This is a genomic window from Francisella sp. AG1, assembly GCF_057683165.1.
The window spans coordinates 1,638,693-1,659,201 of record NZ_CM173135.1; the positions used below are offsets into that span (position 1 = coordinate 1,638,693).

The window sequence follows — 20,509 nt, forward strand, 5'->3', positions numbered from 1 at the left end:
AGCTCTAAATTAGAGTATGACATTTCAATCTCGTAAATCACTCTTTTTAAAAGCAAAAAACAGGTTAAATATACATCTCAAACTTTATAAGAAACTAAGAAAGTATTAATAGTTTTGTTGTAATCTCATATTATTAGCATCATCCCGAGAATACATACTCATGCCAATAGTAGATGACATCAACCTCTTGTATTGGTGGTTACGCCCATAAAAATCATAATAATTATCAGTAAATTGTTCAGGAAAGGATGATTGCATAGTATCTTGTCTATTTAAACTATAATTCTCTTGTGATTTATTTATACCCCAAACTATTTTTTTGGGAATATTACTTATATTAACTACTGATACTGGATCATCTTGTAAATTTAATTCTTTAGCGCCTTTTGACTTAATATTAGAAAAACCTGGTACACCATCTTGATGTGTTTCATACACTAAAGAATACGTATTTAGACTTATTGCAAACCCCAATATTAGTATTAATATTCTCATATTAACTCTTAATAAAATTATCACTCTTCTTTAATATTGCCAAAGCTTGGTCATAATCACAATCATTTAATATCATTAATATTGCTACTTTTACTGACTGCTTAGATTTTAAATAAAAAGTTTGGGCCGTCGTATAATCAACTCCTGTTGCTTCACAAATTATCAATTTAGAGCGCTCGACTAATTTTTTATTAGTTGGCTTAACATCGACCATAAGATTTTGATACACCTTGCCTATTGAAACCATTGATAAAGTAGATATCATATTTAAAATAAGTTTTTGGGTTGTTCCTGCTTTTAACCTAGTTGATCCAGTTAAAACCTCTGGCCCAGGCACTGCCTCTATTTGATATTTAGCATGTTGAGATATCTTAGCTTGTTTAGTACAACTAATTGCAACTGTATTAGCGCCCACAAGCTTAGCATACTTTAATGCTCCAATAACATAAGGCGTCCTTCCACTAGCAGCGATACCAATTACAATATCTTTAGCGACCAGGTTTATCTGTTTTAAGTCAGCTTCACCAAATTCTGGAGCGTCTTCAGCTCCTTCTTGTGCCTGAATAAAAGCTTTCTCTCCCCCAGCTATAAGTCCAACAACCGTATTATAGTCAACACTAAAAGTTGGTGGGCACTCTACAGCATCCAATATACCCAATCTACCACTGGTGCCAGCTCCAACATATATAATCCTTCCTCCATTCTTAAGTGCTTTAGAAGTTTGTAGAATTACCTGAGTAATATTTTCGTGTTGTTCTTTTAAAGCTTCTATAACTCCATACTCTTCATCTATCATCAAGTCTATTGCTTCTGAAATTGGCATAGAATCAAAACAAAAACTTTTTGAATTTCTTCTCTCAGTATTTATATTTTTTAATATACTCATATTACCACCTTTTTAACCACTCCCAATGGATATAAATATTTGCTATCTAAATAAACAGGTTCAGCTGGCTCTTCCTCATCTTCACCATCTTTATTATTTTTAGCAATCTCTTCTAGCCTTCTCTCTTTTGTTGTCTTCACTTTTGGTGTAGCTTTTTCTTTTGATTTATCATCTATTTCATTTTTATCTTTTGGCTCATCTTCATCATCCAATTCATCTCTAATTTCTTTAGCTTTAATATCTAAACCATCAGACTGAATATATATTTTATTAATTGTATTCTTAACCGCATCAAAATCCACTAAAATCTGTGGTGCTGATACAGTTTCTAAATCAAACTCTTGGAGTATATCTAAATCATAATTAAGTTGCATAACCTTATTAGCTGTAAAAACAAATAGGTAACCAAACTTTGGTATAACCAACTGGATGCCATTTTTATTTTCATCATCATCTTTATCTTTAGAATCCGACAAACCAACAACTACATTATCACTATCATCCTCATCTTTAAATTCTCTTTCTATACCATTAGATCCTGAGTTTGTACTTATAAAACTACCATAACCCTCTTCATATATATACCTATGAATCTTATTTGGCTCATAAGTAATAACATACATTGAATTATCAGATCTTGAGGCGATAATAGGCTTACCAAAACTATCTCCATCTATATATGTATCCAAGCTTTTTCCAACCCTATGATCGCCATTATAATTAAAATCACTAATACCCATAATAGTATCACTTTGATTATTAGGATGGAAAATTAACACCATACTAGCATCAAAATTATTAGCCGGATCTGGGACTAAAAGTTTAATATTCTTTTCTTTTAATTCAGTTTTAAAATCTAGCTTTCCAGCTAACTTAAAAGTGTAGTTTTTATTTATTGAAGAGTACACAGAATAATAAATTTCCAAGACATCTCTTTTACCTTTCTTTTGATCTGCCTTTCGTACAAGCATCAGCTGAGGTGGGCCATCATTATTTTCAAAATACCAAACAACCCCTAAGACATTAGCTTTGATAAACTGTCCCCCTGAAGATCCACCGTTACCACTACCTTCAATTACAGCTTTCCATTTACCTATCTCATTTCCTAAGGCTTCATTATCCTTAGCTAATTTTTTAACATCTTCATTTAAAATATCGTCCAAAGGAAAAACTGACGTAAAAAGCTTATCAGTATCATATAAAAGTAAATATAGATACCACTTACCTTTTTCAAGATTCCAACCAACTTTAATTTTATAATCAGTCCCCATAGCATCTGGAATAGGTATACTTATTTTGGCTTTTTCTGTAAAAAGGTTTAATTGCTTATTTTGTTTTTGTATAAAACCTATAAAACCCTTATGTATATCTTCTATAGTTCCATCATTCTTTAAACGATAATTTCTCTCTTGATAGTCTTGCATATTATCCGGACTTATCATCGGTACATTTATAGGAGTATAGTCACCATCAAAATTTTGATAACTATTACTACCTAGAGCATTGTAAATAATTCTCTCAGTAAGATTAACTTTTGATCCCAAATTAAAAGCTTTATATATAGCATCATAGCTATTATATTCTTGTGAATGAAAAAGCTCAGCATTTGTATTTTTTGGAAAAAATAACGAAATATTATCTTCATCAACAGCTATTTCAAATTTTGTATCACCCATCTTAAATTCACTAGGTTTTGTAAAATCTATATCATCTTTTGCTTTAGATATATATGTTTCACCTAAAATCTTTTCATGACTATTTTTAATAATACTTTTGCTAGTAAGTAAACCCATTTTAAATGTGTACAGCAATCCTGTCAGCATAACCATTATTACAAACGCAAATATCAAAGCCATCAAAAGTGCTGAGCCTGACTTTTTTGAACCTAGTTGTTTGTACATCTTGATATTTAGACCTCGCTTATCAAAAAAATCTTATTAGTAGGCTGACCAGAAACTTTAAATGAAATTTTAAGTGCTGCTATAGTACCACCTTTAACATTAATTATTGTTTTACCTAATGGTTGCCACTTAATTTTTGCTTCCCCTAGTTCAATATCTGAGTTTAAAACATAATTGATTTTCATATCGCTAACATTATCTATAAGCTCGTAAATAGTAGAATCGCTTGAATTTTGCTTTATATATTCATACAGTGAATATAGTTCTTTACCATACTTATCTTTCTTACCATTTGCAGCTATAAAGAAAACTTCTAGAGCATACTTACCAACATAATCACCTATTTTAAATTTATTTTCCACACGCTTTGTAGTCGAGACAAAATCTGAAGTTACAGCACTCGCCTTAACAAGATCACACTCAATAGCATTGCATAAAACCAGATAATCATTTGCGGTAATATCATTTTCAGGCAATATATCTTTTTGAAATTCGTTTACCTTAAAAATATTATTTGAAGAATTAGTTTTTAAAGTTGAATCTAAACTACCTCTTTGGATTAAGATAAAATCACTACCTGGCTGAACACAGTGTATATTTTCACTAATATTCATTTCTCTTAAAGTAATTTCATTTTTTTTACGCTCTCTACAAGCTTCAGTAGATAAAGTTAGACCTTCTGGCAAACCAACGGTACCTTCTATAGGAGTTTTACCAATAGCGACAATCCCCATTTTCCCAAAGATATCTCCAAGATCGTCCCCAGAGTTATCCACAAGGTCTTGGTATGTATCGCCATATTTTGTTATAAAACCTGCATGGCCTATCGCATTATATAAAATTTGCTTGACCATTAATTTACTGGTATTTATCTTTTGCTTTTCACTAAGTCTTATATATTGATGCTTCATATCAATATAAATCCCAATAGCCATCGTCATCACAATAGCCGCTATAAGCATTGAAATCATTAGCTCTGGCAATGTAAAACCTTTGTTTTTTTTAACCTGCCTGGCTATCATTCTTCTTTACCTCGCGCTCTATTATTTTTACTCTATCTGCAATACCAGTACGATCATCAAAAGCAGCGATATTAATTATTTTATATACTATATCAACATTATTTTTTTCTTCCTTCTTAGCTTTTTTATCTGCTTTTTCCGCCATTTTTTTAACATCAGAAGCACTTAGAAGTTCAAATCTATTCACAGTCTTCTTCTGCTCTTTTGGTTTAGCATCATTATTTTTTTCTAAAACAACTGTTTTAACAAACTCAATACCATCTTTTGTTTTGGAATCGTCAAAAACACCTGTCAGACGATATATATTGACACGCTCATCAAGAAGTGATGCTATTTCATCTTTTTTATTTTCTAAAGTAATATTAATTAGAACGCTATTTAACAGTAAAAAACCTGCAGATAAAACGAAAAGTAAAATTAGGGCCGCAAGCATAGATTCCACTATGCCAAAACCACCTTGAAATTTTACTGTTTTAAAGGACATAAAAACATCTTTTGTTATAAATTAAGATTCTTTAAATTTTCCAAAAGACATTAATTTATCATACCTTTTTGTATTTCTCTGTTCTACTGATAATTCAGTCAATTCTTTTAATTCTGCAGCCACAGCAGTTCTAATATTATTTGCAGTAGTATCATAATCCCTATGAGCCCCACCAAGTGGTTCCGCAATAACACCATCTACAATTTCAAGTTCCTTCAAACGCCCAGATGTAATATTCATCATTTGAGTTACTTCAGAAGCTTTTTCTGCTGTTTTATGCAGTATTGAAGCACATCCTTCTGGAGAAATAGTTGCAAAATAACTATATTGAAGCATTAACAATCTATCTCCAACACCTATACCCAAAGCTCCTCCTGAGCATCCTTCTCCAATAACAATACAAACCACAGGAACCTTTAAGGCACTCATTTCTAACAAATTTCGAGCAATTGCTTCACTTTGACCACGCTCTTCAGCTTTTATACCTGGATATGCTCCAGGAGTATCAATAAAAGTTACAATTGGCATATCAAACTTCTCAGCCAACTTCATAAGCCTTAAAGCTTTACGATAACCTTCTGGATGCATCATACCAAAATTATGTTTAATCTTACTCTTTGTATCTCTACCCTTTTCTTGGCCTATAACCATAACTGGTTTATTATTTATTTTAGCTAAACCACCAATTACAGACAAATCATCACCAAAGGTTCTATCACCGTGTAACTCTTGAAAATCGGTAAATATTAACGGCAACAAATCTTTAAAATATGGTCTATCTGGATGACGCGATAATTGGACTACTTGCCAATCTGTAAGCTTAGCGTAAGTAGATTCCATAAGTTCAAGTCTTTTTTTATTTAATTTTTTAATCTCATTTTCTGTCTTTTCATCTTCAAAAACATGAGATAAAGATGTGATCTTATCTTCTATCTCCTTTATTTTTAACTCAAAGTCCAAATAATTCATTTATATTCTCCTTGCGAACACATATCAATCTATAAAAATAGCTACATGATATTCTAATGTATTTTAGTAAAATAAAAAAGATAGCAATCAGTGATTTTGACAGTTTGTTATACTATATATTTATAATATAATTCATCAATAAAGATAAAACCTTAAAACACTGACCAATGCAAGACATATCTCACCATACTCCCATGATCCAGCAATATCTAAAAATCAAATCACAATATCAAAATATATTATTATTTTATCGTATGGGAGATTTTTATGAATTATTTTTTGATGATGCTAAAAAAGCTGCAGATCTACTAGGCATAACGCTTACAGCTCGCGGTAAATCTAATGGTGATCCAATCCCTATGGCAGGAGTACCATATCACGCAGCAGAAAATTATATTGCCAAACTCGTCAAAACAGGTCTATCAATAGCCATATGTGAACAAACTGGTGATCCTAGCTTATCAAAAGGGCCTGTAGAGAGAGAGGTTGTACGGATAATAACCCCAGCAACTGTTTCTGAAGAGGCATTTTTAGATACAAACCAAGACAGTATTTTACTATGTATATTTGCAAAAAAAGACAAATACCATCTAGCCTATACAAGCTATACCCAAGGTAAAATATTTTTACTAAAAACACTAGTTAATTTAGATGAATTAAAAAATGAGACTTTAAAATTAGCTCCTAAAGAAATTATCACAAACTCTCTAGAGCTAGCTGAAAAAATCTCACAAATTCCAACAAAAGTGCTAGAAGAATGGTATTTTAGTAGCTTTGAGGCTAAAAAACAAATCTCAAATTCTTTAGATAAAAATCTAGCCACAAATTTTATAAAAAACAATAAATCTGAACAAGTTATAGCGGTAGGTTCTATCTTGACTTATTTAGCAAACACTTTAAAAAATACCCCTCTGCACATCACAGACATTAATCTATATGAAAATGAGCAGACTCTTAGCGTTGATATTAATAGCCGTTCAAACCTTGAATTAGATAATAAATCTAAAAGCAGCCTACTTCATATAATTGATAAATGTAAAACAAATCTTGGCAGTCGCCTACTAAGAAGGTATTTCAAAAACCCAACAAAAGATTTAGCAAAAATATCTCAGCGCCATACCATTATAAACACATTTAAAAAAGAGCATCATTTTTTAAAGCTTCAGGAAGTTTTAAGTTACATCAATGATATTGAAAGAATCATTTCACGTGTTGCACTAGGAACTGTAAAACCTAAAGATTTAGTAGCTTTGAAGAACTCTTTTGAACAACTGCCTAAACTTAAAAGTCTCTTATCTGAAAGAAGCTGTGATAAAACACAATTGATCAATAAAGATATTCATGATCTCAGTGAACTAGTAGAGCTTTTAGCAAAGGCTGTTATTGATACCCCTCCAGCAACCATCCGTGATGGAGGAGTTATAAAAGAAGGTTATGATAAAGAACTAGATGAATTAAAAAATATCAAAAACAACTCTTATGACTTCTTAATAAAATTTGAGCAAAATCAAAAGCAGAAAACTGGCATAAATACATTAAAAGTTGGCTATAACCGTGTGCATGGATATTATATAGAATTATCCAAACAATACTCTAATCAAGTACCAGTTGAATATATTCGTCGCCAAACTTTAAAAGCTAGCGAACGTTATATTACCGAAGAACTTAAAAGCTTTGAAGATAAGATACTTTCATCCAAAGACAAAGCTTTGGCTAGAGAAAAACTTATTTATGAAGCTCTGTTAAAAGAGGTGCTACAATATTATAGTAAGATCCAACAAAGTGCAGAAAATATTGCTCAAATTGATGTTTTAGCTAATTTTGCTGAAAGAGCTATAAAATTAGGGCTTAGCCAACCTAGTTTTAACAAGCATAGCGAGCTTAGCTTGAAAAATGTTCGACACCTTGCTATTGAGCAAAATATTGATGAACCATTCATCCCTAATGATACAGCACTTACAAAGCATTCACATTCACTTGAAATAATTACAGGGCCAAATATGGGTGGCAAGTCCACATATATGCGTCAAGTGGCACAATTAATATTCTTGGCTCACCTGGGATCATTTGTTCCAGCAACTAAAGCAGAAATCTGTGACATAGATACTATTTACACTAGAATTGGTGCTTCTGATGATATTTCTAGTGGTCGATCAACATTTATGGTTGAAATGACTGAAACAGCTTACATACTAAATAATGCCACAGAAAAATCTCTAGTCATAATGGATGAAATAGGTCGAGGTACAAGTACTTTTGATGGCTTATCATTAGCTGAAGCTTGCGCTGAAAAATTTGCCAAAATTGGCGCTTTCACCCTTTTTGCAACCCATTACTTTGAGCTTACAGAGCTAATAAATAAATATCCTAATATAAAAAACATCCACTTTGAGGCAAAAGAATATAAAGATAATATCTATTTTATGCACAAAGCTATCAATGGGGCTGCAAAAAAATCATATGGAATCCAGGTTGCAAAACTTGCTGGCATACCTAAAGATGTCCTAAAATCTGCAAAACAAAACCTATGTAAACTTGAAAATAAGCAATCTATAATTGATGTACAAAATCAACAGCAAAATTCATTAAATCTACAAATAACAGAACAAAAAAACATCCACAAAGATATTATTGAAAAACTAAATATTGACAGTATCACACCAATTGAAGCCCTAAATATTCTTTATGATCTAAAAAAACTTTAATTTAGTTATATAAACCTCTTCAATTTGCTATAATTTTTCCAATATAATTCGATAAAAAGTCTAGGATACGCGCTATGCAAAATAATGAAAACCAACCGTCTTTTTTAATTCAAAAAGTCTATACAAAAGATGTTTCTTTAGAAACTATTAACTCTCCTACTTGTTTTAAAGACCAGTGGAATCCCAACTCAGATTTCAATATTGATATAAATACAAAAAAAATTGATGACAATAATTATGAACTTGATTTGACAGTTACAGTAACTACACAAAATAATGAAACAAATGTATATATAGTTGAAGCAACTCAATCTGGTATTTTTACAATAACTGATATGACCGATCAACAAATAGAATCGGTACTTAACACATATTGTGCAAACACCCTCTTCCCATATGCAAAAAGAACTATAGATTCATCTATAATGAAAGGTGGTTTTTTACCTCTAAATTTAGCACCAATTAATTTTGATGCTATATATATGCAAAAAAAAGCTCAGCAACCAGCTCACTAACTAAGAAACCTATCTATGTATAACACACCAAACAGTTTAATCAAGATCTTAGGATCAATAATGATTATTGTCGGTACCATGATTGGTGGCGGCATATTAGCTTTACCAATAATCACTGCAAAACTTGGGTTTGTAATTGGCTCTATACTTATACTACTTGTATGGAGTATTATGACTTACACTGCTATAGTCATATCTGATATCTCTTGTTCTATGCCTTATGGCAGTAGTTTTAAAACTATAGCTGAGAAATATCTAGGTAAAGCTGGAGGCATAATTGCTAGTATTGCATTTCTTGTGCTGATGTATTTTATAAGTACTGCCTACATCTCTGCTGCAGCTTCATCCTTAGCAACATCATTCCCTAATCTTGGTGAAAAAATTTCATCGCTGCTTTTTGTAATTGTTTTTGGAAGTATTGTAGTTTTAGGGACTAGATTTGTTGATTATGCTAATAGATTTTTTATAATCTCAAAAATATTAGTATTGGTAATTTTATGCATTGTTTTTAATAAATATATTGAAGCCAAAAATCTTTTTGTAGCACCTGTTGACTTAGGTATATCTTTAATAATAGCTATACCTGTTTTCACAACATCCTTTACATCACATATTATAGTGCCCGCTTTATCTGACTATCTTCATAAAAACACCAAAGATATGAAGAGAATTGTTATAATAGGTAGTGTTATTCCTCTTATCCTTTATATAATATGGATAGTCAGTATCTTAGGTATTTTACCATTACACGGCCCGATAAGCTTTATGGGCTCAATATTTAATCATATCCCTGTGGATAAGGCCAATATTGGTAATATCCTCACTACATTAGGTGATAAAATTAGAACTCCTACAACCGACATCATCCTTCATATTTTCACTTATGTTGCTATTATGACGTCTTTCCTAAGTGTAAATCTATCGCTATTTCATTTTAACTTAGACACCTATAAACTCAATAAAACTAAAAAAATTGTTGGATACTCTATAGCAACACTCTTAACTTTTGCTATACCTTTAATAATCAATCAACTTGATCCTAATATATTTATATATGCAATGACTTGCGTAGGTTTATCAATCGCCGTATTATTAATGATTATGCCTGCAATGATGGCTTTTAAAATGAATAAGTTAGGAGAAGATTTTAACTACAAAATATCTTCATACAAAAGTTTGTGGCTAATTTCTTTTGTTTCTGGTCTAATAGTTATAATGTGTGTTATAGCTTAATTCAAAATATGACCAACTATCAACATATCAACAATTTTTTAGATAACCTACTCTATCTCAAAAATTATTCAAGAGAGACCATAAATAATTATAAAAGAGATTTGTTACAATTAGCTAATTGTATTAACGATAAAGCAATTACTAAATTAAGCCATCAAGATATTTTAGGATGGATAAAAAAATTGCATGCTCAGGGTTCATCGCCCAAAACACTTCAGCGCAAACTTAGTTCTGCTAGGAGCTTTTTTAACTTTTTGATAAATAGTGAAATCATTACTGAAAACCCAGTAGGAAGTATAAAAGCTCCTAAAAGTGGTAAAAAACTCCCTAAGGCTATTAATATAGATGAACTAGCCTATCTATTAGAAATAAAACCTAGTAACGATATTGAAGCTAGAGATATTGCTAGTTTTGATCTTCTATATAGTTGTGGTATTCGACTTAATGAACTATCTTCAATCCATATTAAAGATATAAATTTTTCACAAAATAGTATTCGTGTAATTGGGAAAGGCAATAAAGAGCGTATCACTTACTTTGGACAAAAAACTCTCAATAATCTAAATAAGTGGATTAAGATTAGACATAGCCTCAACCCTCAGTGTGACTATCTCTTTATCTCTCGAGATGGCAACCATCTAACAAATAGATCAATCCAAAAACGTCTTGAAATATTCTCCCGAAAATATGCAACCAAACATATACACCCTCATATGTTAAGGCACTCATTTGCAAGTCATATGCTAGATTCATCAAAAGATTTATTAGCGGTAAAAGATTTGCTCGGACATGCAGATATTTCCAGTACACAAATCTATACTCACTTAAATTTTCAACAATTAGCTAGTGTTTTTGACAGTGCTCACCCAAGAGCTAAGAAAAAATAATGATTATAAATATCTCAAATCAGTCAACTCTGAAACATCTCCAAAGTATAACAAAAAATAATCAAAAATATAAAATATCTACTGAGGATAAATATCTTAGTTATGAAAATAATGTCTTAAAACTTTTTCATCAAAACAAAGAGTTATTTATTGATTTTAACAGTAATGAGATCTTAAATAGAATAAACCCAAAATCAAAGAAATGCAGTGTTGTCCAAGCAGTAGAAGGTCGCTCTAAAAATATACTATACATACTTGATACTACTGCAGGTCTTGGAAGAGACACTTTCACCTTAGCTGCTAAAGGCCATAAATTAATATCTATAGAAAAAGATACATACATATTTTTACTACTTACTGATGCATTAAATAGAGCTAAAGGAATAGAAGGCTTAAGTGCTATTGCAAATAGAATAACACTATTAAATACTGATAGTAATGATTTTATAAAAGCTAACAATACAATTTTTGACTGTGTGTATATAGACCCAATGTTTCCTATTCGACGTAAAAGTGCTAAAGTTAAACAAGGAATGCAAGTTCTACATCAAATCGCTTTTAACAATGAACAATCAAATAATGATCTACTTAAAAATATCATCCACTCAAAAATGACCAAAAAAGCAATAGTTAAAAGACCTATAAATGCAGAGTCATTACATGAGAAAAAACCATCTTCTCAACTAAAGGGTAAGACTAATAGATTTGACATTTATAGTTTATAAAGTAAGGCTAAATATTTCTTTTTACTTTGGTATAAGCCATAACAGTAAGAATACCCGCAATAAATAAAAATACTGCTGAAATCCAATAGTAAGGAATAAAATCTCTAATATACTGAGGCGAATTCGCCATAGCCATCGCTGAGCTTGCATAATTTACAGCATAGCTGATAAATACTACAGCTAGAGGAATCAACCCTATATAGAGCCTGAAAACAACAAATATACTTCCTACTACAAACAGCATATAGCATAGATATTCAAATCCAAATAGAATAGTGTAATCTATAACAGCAGGGTTAATATATTTATACATTAATCCAATCCATATAGCTAAAATCACTAAACAAGATACTAAGCTAAATAAGCATCTATTTTTTGTAAAACCCGTATAAAAAGGAGTTCTAAACCAAACTAATGTAGCTAATAAGGATGTCAGCATTTGAGCAGATAGATATAGTTAATCTGATAATATTGTGCTAAAGACGTGAGTAATAGCATCAGATAAATTATCAAAAGAATTATTTACTTTTCTTAAAATTCTTTTAAAATTGGCCCAAATTTTTTCTATAGGATTTAAATCAGGAGAATAAGCAGGAAGGTATAGTATCTGTATATCAAACTTCTCTGCTATTTTAGCCAATTTAGGAGACTTATGAAAACTAGCATTATCCATAACAACAGTAGTCTTTGGAATTAACTCAGGACATAAATGCTTTTCAAACCACTGATTAAAAATTTGAGTATCTGTATATCCAGTATACTCTAGCGGTGCTATAATCTTCTTTTCTAAATAGTTATAACCAGCAACTATACTTTTTCTCTGAGTTTGATAAGCAATAACTTCACCATAGCTAGGTTTACCAACAAGAGACCATCCTCTTAGTACAGACTGTTTATTATCCATACCCATTTCATCTAAATATACAAGTTTGTTAGGTTCAATAGTCTCAACAACCTCTATAAAACTTTGCCTATCTTGTTCTTTTCTTTGCTTATATTTAGGTGTCTTTTTTTAAAACTAAAACCAAGTCTGGTAAGACAATCATAAAATGTGCTTCTAGGTATTTCAGGAGCTAATGCTTCTCTAATATCTAAAGCCATTGCATCTGGATATGTTCTTAAGTAGCTTTCTATCGCTTCCTTATCTGTAAAGGTTGCTACTCTACCGCAACCCAAGCCTTGCTTAGATTTATAATCACCAGTTGTCTCGTATAAGTTTATCCAAGATCTAGTAGTACGGATATCTATATTAAAAAAATTACTTAGCTCTTTGTCTGTTAGGCCTTCTTTATATTTAGTTATTACGATATCTCTGAAATCTTGGCTATATGATGACATTTTTTCTAAATATTATAACATTATTGTCAAATAACTATCGGATTAACTATACTAGAGGTACATTATTTTTTAAGATGAATACTCAAAAGGTAAAATCAACTCAACTAGCCTTTTGATTATAATTAATATTATATATACTGGAGTATATACAACATCACAACAGTTAAAGTATAATGTCAAAATTTAACAAATTCTTATTAAATACTATAATCTGTATATTTTCAACAGTAACATTTATGGAAGCTGCTGAGACTCAAGTTTACTCATGGCGCTCAGAAAATGGTAGTACTGTATTATCTGAAAAAAAACCTAGTGATGATATTGAATATAAAATTATTGAAGTACGAAATCCAACAGTTGTAGATACTAAGAACCCTCAAGACGCTGAGAGTGACAATTCTGTAGAAATTGGTCAATCTGATGTTAAAAAGCTAGCAGATTCACAATTAGCAGAAAAAAATAAAGATGCTCTCAAAGAAGGAAACGAAATGGTATTTAGTGTAAAAATAATCAGTCCCAGCACTGGTGCAAACATTTTCACCAAAGAGCAAGAATTGCCTATTATTACAAACCCAACGATTCCAAAAAATGACAGCCCAACCTTTATAATAAATGGCTCTAGCATACCAGCATCATATAGCGACACAGAGAAAACCTGGGTTATAGCTAGACCAACACCTGGAGAAAGTAAACTTACTATCTCGGGAAAAACTGCTGATGGTAATGATATAGAATCAACTAATATAGTAACTTTTAATGCAAGGAGCGGATGGTTACAACAATTAAAAAATACTGGTAACTACCACCCAATTAAAAGCTCTTCTTAATCTTTATTATTCCAATTTACTTCTATGAATTTTTCTGAATGTTTTTTCTGAAGATGTCCTAAATTGGGACATTTTGAGGTATGTATAACTACTCCTTTAGTAACACTCATATAGCCCTGTATCTCATCAGATGGAGTTGGGTGGCAACATTTTGCTAATTCATATTTCATTCCATCAAAACCAGAAACCAAAACTTTGATATTCTTAGGTTTAGCTATATTATTGGGAACTACTCGAGACTTTTTCTTTATTAAATTTTCTTCTGCTGAATAGGTATCAATTATATGATTAATAATACTATTAACTCTTACTGTGCCTTTCTCTACAGAAGCAAATAAGCTATCGCTACTTTTCATATTAAACTTTGAGGCAACTTCTACAAAATCTACTTCTTTAAGATCAAAACCTCTGAGCTCTTTAAAAAGTCTATCCTTACCAAGAATAATATTATCTTCTTTATTTTGCTCATTAAACCACTTAGTGACACGTGAACGATTACGTGCAGAAGACAAATATCCTAAACTCTCTGATGCCCAATCTTTACTAGGATTAGGCTCTTTATGTGTTAGGATCTCAACTCTATCTCCTGTGATAAGCTTAGTTGTTAAAGGCACTATTTTATTATTTACCTTAGCACCTTTAGTACGATGACCAACCATTGTATGAACTGCATAAGCAAAATCAAGAACGGTTGAGCCTTCTGATAAATCTACTAACTCATTAGCAGGGGTGAATATATAAAGCTTTTTGTTTAATTCTTTAGTGATTTCACTATCATCATCATTAATCTCCCTCTCCCACTCAAGAAGTGATCTCAACCATGCAACTCTAGCCTCATACGAAGCATCAAATTTAACTCCTTCTTTATATCTCCAATGTGCAGCAAAGCCTGATTCTGACTCTTCATGCATTTGATGCGTTCTAATCTGTACTTCTATATTATGTTGACCTGTACTAACAACAGTATGTATAGACTTATAGCCGTTAGATTTAGGGTTTACAATATAATCACTAAACTCTTCAGGAATTGGAGAATATAAGTTATTAATCTCAGCAAGAACTTTATAACATTCATCAACATTATTTGTAATAACTCTAACTGCTGTAATGTCATATAAATCATCAAGATCATTATAACCTTTATTTTTGAATTTCTTGTAGATACTATATATATGCTTAACTCTACCCTGAATCCCAGCATCTAAATCATATTTTTTTAAAATTAGTTTTAACTGCTCAATCACGCTATTTAAAAAATCTTCGCGCTGCTTACGAGTAGCTCCCAAACTTTTTGCAATTTTTTTATACTCACTTTGTTCTAAAAAGAAAAAAGCTCTATCTTCCAACTCCCACTTCACAACTCCCAGACCAAGCCTGTTTGCCAAAGGAGCATATATATCTAAAGTTTCTCTAGCTATGATTTGCTGAGTATCACTATTTAATGATACTAAATGTCTAATTGTGCATAACTTATCAACAATCTTAACAAGCACAATCCTAACATCTTCAATAATTGTTAAAAGCATTTTTCTAAACGTATCAATCTGCTCCGAAGATATATTATCAGAACGATACATCCTAATAGCAGACATCTTGCGTGTGCCTTGTAAGATTTTAACGACTGTATGATTAGTTGCTAGCTCTACTTCTTCATCAGAGACATCTCCGAAACTATATAGTTCATAGAGTATACCTGCAGATACTGATTCCTCATCCGCTCGAATCTTAAAAAGAACATATGCCATTTCTATTGCATACAAAAGTGAACTAATCCCCGTAGGGTGTCGGGCAGATACAGCACTTTTACTTTTTAGAAGCTCTAATGCTGAATTAATAATTTCAAATTTATCATCGGCATAAAAACTTCTCAGCTCAGATATTAAAAGCTCATCTCTTATCTGACCATCACTACCTAAAAGTTTAGAGTCAATAACTTGCATAAATACCCACTTTTTTATAAAAAACAAAGCTAGTCTATAAGCCGGGTTCTGTAATAGACAATCATTTATCTAGGCCTACTGTCACCAGCAGGCTCAAGCGACCTACCCTGCTACAGTGCGAGCAACACATATACGTAGCGCTATTTGGTCTTGCTTTAGATGGGGTTTACAATGCCATTGAATGTTACCACCAATGCGGTGTGCTCTTACCACACCTTTTCACCCTTACCTTAAAAAAATTAAGGCGGTATATTTTCTGCTGCACTTTCCGTAGGCTCACGCCCCCCAGACGTTATCTGGCATCTTGCTCTATAAAGCCCGGACTTTCCTCACTTTTTAATAAAAAAAGCGCGATTGCCCGACTAGCTTTGTATTTATTAGCTTTCTCTTATCTTAGCTAATTCAATAGTATTGTTAGATTTTACCGAATTATATTCTTCCTGCAAAGCAGATATTTTAACATTATACTTTTTTTTCATTTTAATAACTTCAGATTCAAGCTCCATCCGATCATTATTAAGTTTGAGACGATATTCATTATACTCTTCCTGCAGACTTATTCTATCATATTTAACTGCTTGAATAAGTTTAAATAATTCCACCATTTCTTCAGAAAACTGTTTAAGTTTATCTACAGCAAAATCCTCAACCACAGGGATATTTTTATGCCTATTATTTGCAAACTTATTGTTCGTATGAGGTCTTTTTTTAATATCAAAAGTAGGTTTTTTCATAGAAATAATTAAAAAATTCGAAAGTTAAAGAAATTATATATAAGGTAATCTACCAAAGCTTACCAGTAATTGCAATACAATAATACCTACTCCACTTAACAATATTAATAACAAGTATAATTTACTTAAAATATTATTTGTGTTTCCTTTTGATCTCACCACCCAAACCATCATCGCTGGTTGAATAATTAGTAGCACTGCCACAAAAATACTTACGTAGCCTAATGCTGCTATAAAACTATTAACAAAATAAATAGCAAATATCGTAGGAGGTACAAGTGTTATAAAAATGGTAAGAAATTTTTTTGATTTTTTTGTTACATCTAAATTATATAAATCTCTATTAAATGAGAATAGTGCTAAAGCCACCCCTAAAAAAGATGTAATAATAGCAAAATTCTCAAAGAGCCTTATAAACATCCGTGGAGTATGTTGCCCAAGCCCTACATATGCATCTGCTAAATTTTTACCACTATTATTAAGATCTATAAAACCATTATTACCATACAAATCAATAGTTCCAAGTGTTGCAACAATCCATATCAAGTATACAAGTAAAGGAATCAAAGCTCCCATATCAACAGTTTTTTTAATACCTTGTCATTCTCAAAATAATTTCTAATAGATGGTATAACAATATGAAAACCAAACGATGTCACTAAAATAGGAATAGCAAACCACACATATCTGACACCCAAAGCCTGACTTGTTAGAAACGTTAACTCAATTTGCGGCACAACAAAAACTATAAATAAAATAAAAGCTATTATTTTTAAACTCAAAAAAAGTTCATTTATACTAAAAACCACCTTTATTCCCTTATAAATAAAAAAACCAAACACAAAACAAAATATAAATTTAGCTAAGCTATTATTTTCAATACCACACCATCCAAAAATATATGTACCAAAAAGCTGCCCGCCCATAAATATATAAGCAGTCAACAAAGAATATAACAATAATAAATAAAACAGTAAATTCAATGACTTGCCTAGCTTACCTAAGATATTATACGCTATGGAATCCATATCTGTACCTAATGGCTGAGACACATTTACTTCGACTATAAGTAAAGCGGTTGCATACATTAATATCCAAACTAAAAACAATACCGCTACTGCATAATTAAATCCCACTGCTGCTACTGCAAAAGGTATACCTAACATCCCAGCACCTATAGCAGTTCCAGCAATAATCGCTATTGCACCTATTTGCTTTACAATCGATACTTCTTTCATCAATTATCTTTACCAAAATTTAATTCAAAGAACACCAAATTATACCAATATTGTTTATTTAATGTAACTAACCAATAAATAGAAATATTTTACTCTTACCCAATCTTCTTGAAATTATTACTAAACATCTGCAGAATGGTATATATACAAATTTCATGAAAATTCAAAACAAAGCTATATTAGCTTTATTTATAGTTGCTATATTATGGGGGGTAACATTTCCATTAATAAAAATATCTTTAACATATATTTCACCAGGATTGTTTGTTGCAATTAGACTTGGGCTGTCTTTATTATTGTTTTTACCGATAATTATAAAATCAACTTTCAAGCATAAGGGTTATCTTCTTAAAGTAGGAGCTATTTTTGGTTCATTAGAAGGATTAAGCTTTTATTTTCAAACACATGGACTATATACAGTTTCATCTAGCGAATCTGCTTTTTTAACAGCTTTAAGTGTCGTTATGATTCCATTTATAGGTAGTGTTTTTAAAATTGACCGTTTAACCATATATGGAATAATCGCATCTGGCATATCTCTACTAGGCATATACGCCTTATCAGGCGCCAGCTTTGATAACTTTACAACAGGGTATCTCTGGTCAATTCTATGCGCTTTAGCCTATGCGCTCTCAGTAGTATACTTAAGCTATGAAACTAGAAAAGATAATCGTAGCGAAGCTTTCAAAGATCTGCGTTTATTAATAATGCTACAAATAGCTTTTGGTATTCCATTACCATTAATATCTGATATTCCATTTATGTACTTCCACTTTGATTATGTATTAATAATCTCAATATTCTTCTGCTCTATTACAACTATAATATGCTACTACCTACAAAACACATATCAAAAATATTTAACAATGTCTCAGGTTGCTGTAATCTTCTCTTTTGAACCTATTTTTGCAACAATATTTGGAAGAATAATTAATAATGAGGAAATCTATATTTCAACCATAATCGGTGGCTTATTGATACTAATGAGTTATTTTATAATTGAAATTGGAAATAAGAAAAGACAAAATAAAAATATTTAAGTTCTTGGATCAAAATCCATTTTTTGTTGCATCTGCTTATAAATTTCTTTTTTCTCATCAGTATCTGCTAAAGGCAGCTTAACATCATAAACTATATAAAAATCTCCATCTCCAAGACCTTTGCCTTTAATTCTCATTTTACGCCCTGATTGACTTCCCTCTGGTACTTTCATTTTTTTCTTACCAAATGGTGTTTCTATTTCTAAAGTTGTGCCTAAAGCTGCTTCCCATGGAGCTATATTTATATGCTCATAAATATCATTACCTTCGACTTTATAATTATTGTGATTTATCACTTCTATCTTAATATATAAATCACCAGCAGGAGCATTTGCTCCAACCCCAGCAGCTCCTTTGCCCTTTACTCTAAGTTTTTTGTTATTACCCATCGCTGGAGGTATCTTCACATCAACAGTATTTCGTTGCATACTTGGCATACCGCTCACATTCTCATCTTGATAATTATAAGAAACTGTACGTTTACCTCCTTTTATAGCATCCTCAACTGTTAGACGTAACGATATATTTATATCCTCCCCTTTTCTAGCTCTTGGTTGAGCTCTACCAAAACCTTGAGAACTTCCACCACCAAATAAATCTCCAAAGACATCGCCTAAATCCTCGAAATTAAAACTTTGTGAGTTTCCAGAAGAGAAACCTCCTTGCTTACCACCAAAGCCTCCCTGCTGAACTTTGTCCCAGTTTTCACCATAATTATCATAAAGTGCTCTTTTTTCTTTATCTCCCAAGACATCATAGGCAGTTTGGATTTCCTTAAATTTATCCTCAGCGCCCTTATCTTTATTAACATCCGGATGATATTTTTTAGCTAATCTTCTATATGCTTTTTTTAAATCTGCTTCCGAGGCATCTCTTGCGACCCCTAACAAAGAATAATAATCTGCCATTTAATAAACTCCTAAACTCTTTTATGCAAGACATCTTTTTCTAAAAAAATGCTCTTATCTAATCTTTATATTTACTAATCTTTGAATATAAGGTCTATTTAAATAAAAACAAGTAATATTAGAAATATCCCCACAAATTATAACACTCTGGCCATTTAGATATCGTAATAATAATATTTCCACAACTTTTGATAAAAAGTCAGAAGAATATCCCTGACAAATATTTTCTTAAAAAAGAAAATACTCACAACTGAAATAGTTATTCACGTAGAATATTTACTTTACTGCTTTTACATATATAAAACCCGCAAAGAGCGCCCATAAATAATTAAATACAATATTCATGACAAACACTTGGGTTTCAACATTAGAAGCGAAAAAACCCTGACCAGAAAGTGGCATTTTAACTAAAAAATTAAAAAATATAACTGCCAAACCTATTATTGAGCTCTTAACAAAAATATTTTTTGATAATGGAAGTGCAAAAAGTATTGCCCATACCCCACCCCATATCATTAATCGATATAAACTATATTTAAATGCATCGTTCAACTCCATACCATGTTGCATCGCAAGGCTAAAAATAAAGCATAATATTCCAGCACTAATCAAACCTCCCACAAACCCTACAAATACATTATTTAATATATTTCTCATTATTC

At 31.4% G+C, this 20,509-nt stretch carries 20 protein-coding genes, 1 other RNA gene and 1 pseudogene; 8 read left to right on the top strand and 14 right to left on the bottom strand.

The annotated features are described in order from the left end of the window. Positions 1-105 precede the first annotated feature (105 nt). Genes ACR0PV_RS08450 through ACR0PV_RS08475 form a run of 6 tightly spaced genes read right to left on the bottom strand, consistent with a single transcriptional unit; the run spans position 106 to position 5,757 of the window. On the bottom strand, positions 106-495 hold the full coding sequence (locus ACR0PV_RS08450; protein ID WP_488172667.1) for a hypothetical protein: 390 nt from the start codon (positions 493-495) through the stop codon (positions 106-108). Position 496: 1 nt separating this feature from the next. Further along, the gene (murQ, locus tag ACR0PV_RS08455) at positions 497-1,381 is read right to left on the bottom strand and encodes an N-acetylmuramic acid 6-phosphate etherase (RefSeq protein ID WP_488172668.1); all 885 of its coding nucleotides are present in this window, start codon (positions 1,379-1,381) and stop codon (positions 497-499) included. Further along, positions 1,378-3,282 (bottom strand): hypothetical protein, encoded by a 1,905-nt coding sequence (locus ACR0PV_RS08460; RefSeq protein WP_488172669.1) that lies wholly within the window; start codon positions 3,280-3,282, stop codon positions 1,378-1,380. The genes murQ and ACR0PV_RS08460 overlap by 4 nt, the downstream gene beginning before the upstream one ends. Positions 3,283-3,290: 8 nt before the next feature. Beyond that, entirely contained in the window at positions 3,291-4,304 is a 1,014-nt protein-coding gene (locus ACR0PV_RS08465) for a PilW family protein (protein ID WP_488172670.1), read from the bottom strand. Then, a complete protein-coding gene (locus ACR0PV_RS08470; RefSeq protein WP_488172671.1) occupies positions 4,285-4,788 on the bottom strand; it encodes a pilus assembly protein in 504 nt (167 codons plus the stop codon). The genes ACR0PV_RS08465 and ACR0PV_RS08470 overlap by 20 nt, the downstream gene beginning before the upstream one ends. A 21-nt stretch (positions 4,789-4,809) precedes the next feature. Continuing rightward, positions 4,810-5,757, bottom strand: a complete 948-nt coding sequence (locus ACR0PV_RS08475) for an acetyl-CoA carboxylase carboxyltransferase subunit alpha (protein WP_488172672.1) — start codon at positions 5,755-5,757, stop codon at positions 4,810-4,812. Between the two features lie 167 nt (positions 5,758-5,924). Between ACR0PV_RS08475 and mutS the strand changes: the two genes are divergently transcribed. The 5 genes from mutS (at position 5,925) to ACR0PV_RS08500 (ending at position 11,822) form a co-directional block, all read left to right on the top strand. Continuing rightward, positions 5,925-8,462: a DNA mismatch repair protein MutS gene (gene mutS / locus ACR0PV_RS08480; RefSeq protein WP_488172673.1), complete on the top strand. Its 2,538-nt coding sequence runs from the start codon at positions 5,925-5,927 to the stop codon at positions 8,460-8,462. A 74-nt stretch (positions 8,463-8,536) separates the two neighbouring features. After that, positions 8,537-8,977: a protein-export chaperone SecB gene (gene secB / locus ACR0PV_RS08485; RefSeq protein WP_488172674.1), complete on the top strand. Its 441-nt coding sequence runs from the start codon at positions 8,537-8,539 to the stop codon at positions 8,975-8,977. Between the two features lie 60 nt (positions 8,978-9,037). Next, positions 9,038-10,210 (top strand): amino acid permease, encoded by a 1,173-nt coding sequence (locus tag ACR0PV_RS08490; protein WP_488172675.1) that lies wholly within the window; start codon positions 9,038-9,040, stop codon positions 10,208-10,210. Positions 10,211-10,218: 8 nt separating this feature from the next. Continuing rightward, positions 10,219-11,097, top strand: a complete 879-nt coding sequence (locus tag ACR0PV_RS08495) for a tyrosine recombinase XerC (protein ID WP_488172676.1) — start codon at positions 10,219-10,221, stop codon at positions 11,095-11,097. Beyond that, positions 11,097-11,822: a class I SAM-dependent methyltransferase gene (locus tag ACR0PV_RS08500; protein ID WP_488172677.1), complete on the top strand. Its 726-nt coding sequence runs from the start codon at positions 11,097-11,099 to the stop codon at positions 11,820-11,822. The genes ACR0PV_RS08495 and ACR0PV_RS08500 overlap by 1 nt, the downstream gene beginning before the upstream one ends. 7 nt (positions 11,823-11,829) lie before the next feature. On the opposite strand, the gene ACR0PV_RS08505 is transcribed toward ACR0PV_RS08500, so the two are convergent. Together ACR0PV_RS08505 and ACR0PV_RS08510 are read right to left on the bottom strand one after the other, a co-directional pair. After that, on the bottom strand, positions 11,830-12,261 hold the full coding sequence (locus ACR0PV_RS08505) for a hypothetical protein (RefSeq protein ID WP_488172678.1): 432 nt from the start codon (positions 12,259-12,261) through the stop codon (positions 11,830-11,832). A gap of 18 nt (positions 12,262-12,279) precedes the next feature. Further along, positions 12,280-13,160, bottom strand: a protein-coding gene (locus ACR0PV_RS08510; RefSeq protein WP_488172201.1) for an IS630 family transposase whose coding sequence is annotated in 2 segments (ribosomal slippage) — positions 12,280-12,836 and positions 12,836-13,160 — 882 coding nt in all. Because the reading frame shifts where the segments join, the coding sequence is not laid out codon by codon here. Here ACR0PV_RS08510 and ACR0PV_RS08515 point away from each other — a divergent pair. After that, positions 13,151-13,276, top strand: coding sequence for a hypothetical protein (locus ACR0PV_RS08515; protein WP_488172679.1), 126 nt, complete (start codon positions 13,151-13,153; stop codon positions 13,274-13,276). The two genes, ACR0PV_RS08510 and ACR0PV_RS08515, sit on opposite strands and share 10 nt — an antisense overlap. Before the next feature lie 57 nt (positions 13,277-13,333). Next, positions 13,334-13,987 (top strand): DUF4124 domain-containing protein, encoded by a 654-nt coding sequence (locus ACR0PV_RS08520; RefSeq protein WP_488172680.1) that lies wholly within the window; start codon positions 13,334-13,336, stop codon positions 13,985-13,987. Here the strand turns inward: ACR0PV_RS08520 and ACR0PV_RS08525 are convergent. The 4 genes and pseudogenes from ACR0PV_RS08525 to ACR0PV_RS08540 all read right to left on the bottom strand — a co-directional run bounded on the left by ACR0PV_RS08525 (position 13,984) and on the right by ACR0PV_RS08540 (position 17,899). Continuing rightward, the gene (locus ACR0PV_RS08525; RefSeq protein ID WP_488172681.1) at positions 13,984-15,927 is read right to left on the bottom strand and encodes a RelA/SpoT family protein; all 1,944 of its coding nucleotides are present in this window, start codon (positions 15,925-15,927) and stop codon (positions 13,984-13,986) included. The genes ACR0PV_RS08520 and ACR0PV_RS08525 overlap by 4 nt on opposite strands. 21 nt (positions 15,928-15,948) lie before the next feature. Continuing rightward, positions 15,949-16,297, bottom strand: an RNA gene (gene rnpB, locus ACR0PV_RS08530) — RNase P RNA component class A. Between the two features lie 7 nt (positions 16,298-16,304). Then, on the bottom strand, positions 16,305-16,661 hold the full coding sequence (locus ACR0PV_RS08535) for a hypothetical protein (protein ID WP_488172682.1): 357 nt from the start codon (positions 16,659-16,661) through the stop codon (positions 16,305-16,307). A gap of 33 nt (positions 16,662-16,694) precedes the next feature. Further along, a pseudogene (locus ACR0PV_RS08540) lies at positions 16,695-17,899 on the bottom strand (amino acid permease). Positions 17,900-18,054: 155 nt separating this feature from the next. On the opposite strand from ACR0PV_RS08540, the gene ACR0PV_RS08545 reads away from it, so the two are divergent. Continuing rightward, positions 18,055-18,939, top strand: a complete 885-nt coding sequence (locus ACR0PV_RS08545; RefSeq protein WP_488172683.1) for a DMT family transporter — start codon at positions 18,055-18,057, stop codon at positions 18,937-18,939. Here ACR0PV_RS08545 and ACR0PV_RS08550 read toward each other — a convergent pair. Both ACR0PV_RS08550 and ACR0PV_RS08555 read right to left on the bottom strand, forming a co-directional pair. Further along, entirely contained in the window at positions 18,936-19,847 is a 912-nt protein-coding gene (locus tag ACR0PV_RS08550) for a DnaJ C-terminal domain-containing protein (RefSeq protein WP_488172684.1), read from the bottom strand. The genes ACR0PV_RS08545 and ACR0PV_RS08550 overlap by 4 nt on opposite strands. Before the next feature lie 276 nt (positions 19,848-20,123). Next, on the bottom strand, positions 20,124-20,504 hold the full coding sequence (locus ACR0PV_RS08555) for a membrane lipoprotein (protein WP_488172685.1): 381 nt from the start codon (positions 20,502-20,504) through the stop codon (positions 20,124-20,126). Between the last annotated feature and the right edge of the window lie 5 nt (positions 20,505-20,509).

Excerpts from the sequence above, each read along its gene's own strand:
- ACR0PV_RS08450 (WP_488172667.1), bottom strand. The coding sequence starts at position 495 with ATGAGAATATTAATACTAATATTGGGGTTTGCAATAAGTCTAAATACG.
- ACR0PV_RS08495 (WP_488172676.1), top strand. The coding sequence starts at position 10,219 with ATGACCAACTATCAACATATCAACAATTTTTTAGATAACCTACTCTAT.
- ACR0PV_RS08550 (WP_488172684.1), bottom strand. The coding sequence starts at position 19,847 with ATGGCAGATTATTATTCTTTGTTAGGGGTCGCAAGAGATGCCTCGGAA.
- murQ (WP_488172668.1), bottom strand. The coding sequence starts at position 1,381 with ATGAGTATATTAAAAAATATAAATACTGAGAGAAGAAATTCAAAAAGT.
- ACR0PV_RS08465 (WP_488172670.1), bottom strand. The coding sequence starts at position 4,304 with ATGATAGCCAGGCAGGTTAAAAAAAACAAAGGTTTTACATTGCCAGAG.
- ACR0PV_RS08520 (WP_488172680.1), top strand. The coding sequence starts at position 13,334 with ATGTCAAAATTTAACAAATTCTTATTAAATACTATAATCTGTATATTT.
- ACR0PV_RS08525 (WP_488172681.1), bottom strand. The coding sequence starts at position 15,927 with ATGCAAGTTATTGACTCTAAACTTTTAGGTAGTGATGGTCAGATAAGA.
- ACR0PV_RS08515 (WP_488172679.1), top strand. The coding sequence starts at position 13,151 with ATGATGACATTTTTTCTAAATATTATAACATTATTGTCAAATAACTAT.
- ACR0PV_RS08535 (WP_488172682.1), bottom strand. The coding sequence starts at position 16,661 with ATGAAAAAACCTACTTTTGATATTAAAAAAAGACCTCATACGAACAAT.
- ACR0PV_RS08460 (WP_488172669.1), bottom strand. The coding sequence starts at position 3,282 with ATGTACAAACAACTAGGTTCAAAAAAGTCAGGCTCAGCACTTTTGATG.
- ACR0PV_RS08500 (WP_488172677.1), top strand. The coding sequence starts at position 11,097 with ATGATTATAAATATCTCAAATCAGTCAACTCTGAAACATCTCCAAAGT.
- ACR0PV_RS08545 (WP_488172683.1), top strand. The coding sequence starts at position 18,055 with ATGAAAATTCAAAACAAAGCTATATTAGCTTTATTTATAGTTGCTATA.
- ACR0PV_RS08490 (WP_488172675.1), top strand. The coding sequence starts at position 9,038 with ATGATTATTGTCGGTACCATGATTGGTGGCGGCATATTAGCTTTACCA.
- ACR0PV_RS08505 (WP_488172678.1), bottom strand. The coding sequence starts at position 12,261 with ATGCTGACATCCTTATTAGCTACATTAGTTTGGTTTAGAACTCCTTTT.
- secB (WP_488172674.1), top strand. The coding sequence starts at position 8,537 with ATGCAAAATAATGAAAACCAACCGTCTTTTTTAATTCAAAAAGTCTAT.
- ACR0PV_RS08475 (WP_488172672.1), bottom strand. The coding sequence starts at position 5,757 with ATGAATTATTTGGACTTTGAGTTAAAAATAAAGGAGATAGAAGATAAG.
- ACR0PV_RS08555 (WP_488172685.1), bottom strand. The coding sequence starts at position 20,504 with ATGAGAAATATATTAAATAATGTATTTGTAGGGTTTGTGGGAGGTTTG.
- mutS (WP_488172673.1), top strand. The coding sequence starts at position 5,925 with ATGCAAGACATATCTCACCATACTCCCATGATCCAGCAATATCTAAAA.
- ACR0PV_RS08470 (WP_488172671.1), bottom strand. The coding sequence starts at position 4,788 with ATGTCCTTTAAAACAGTAAAATTTCAAGGTGGTTTTGGCATAGTGGAA.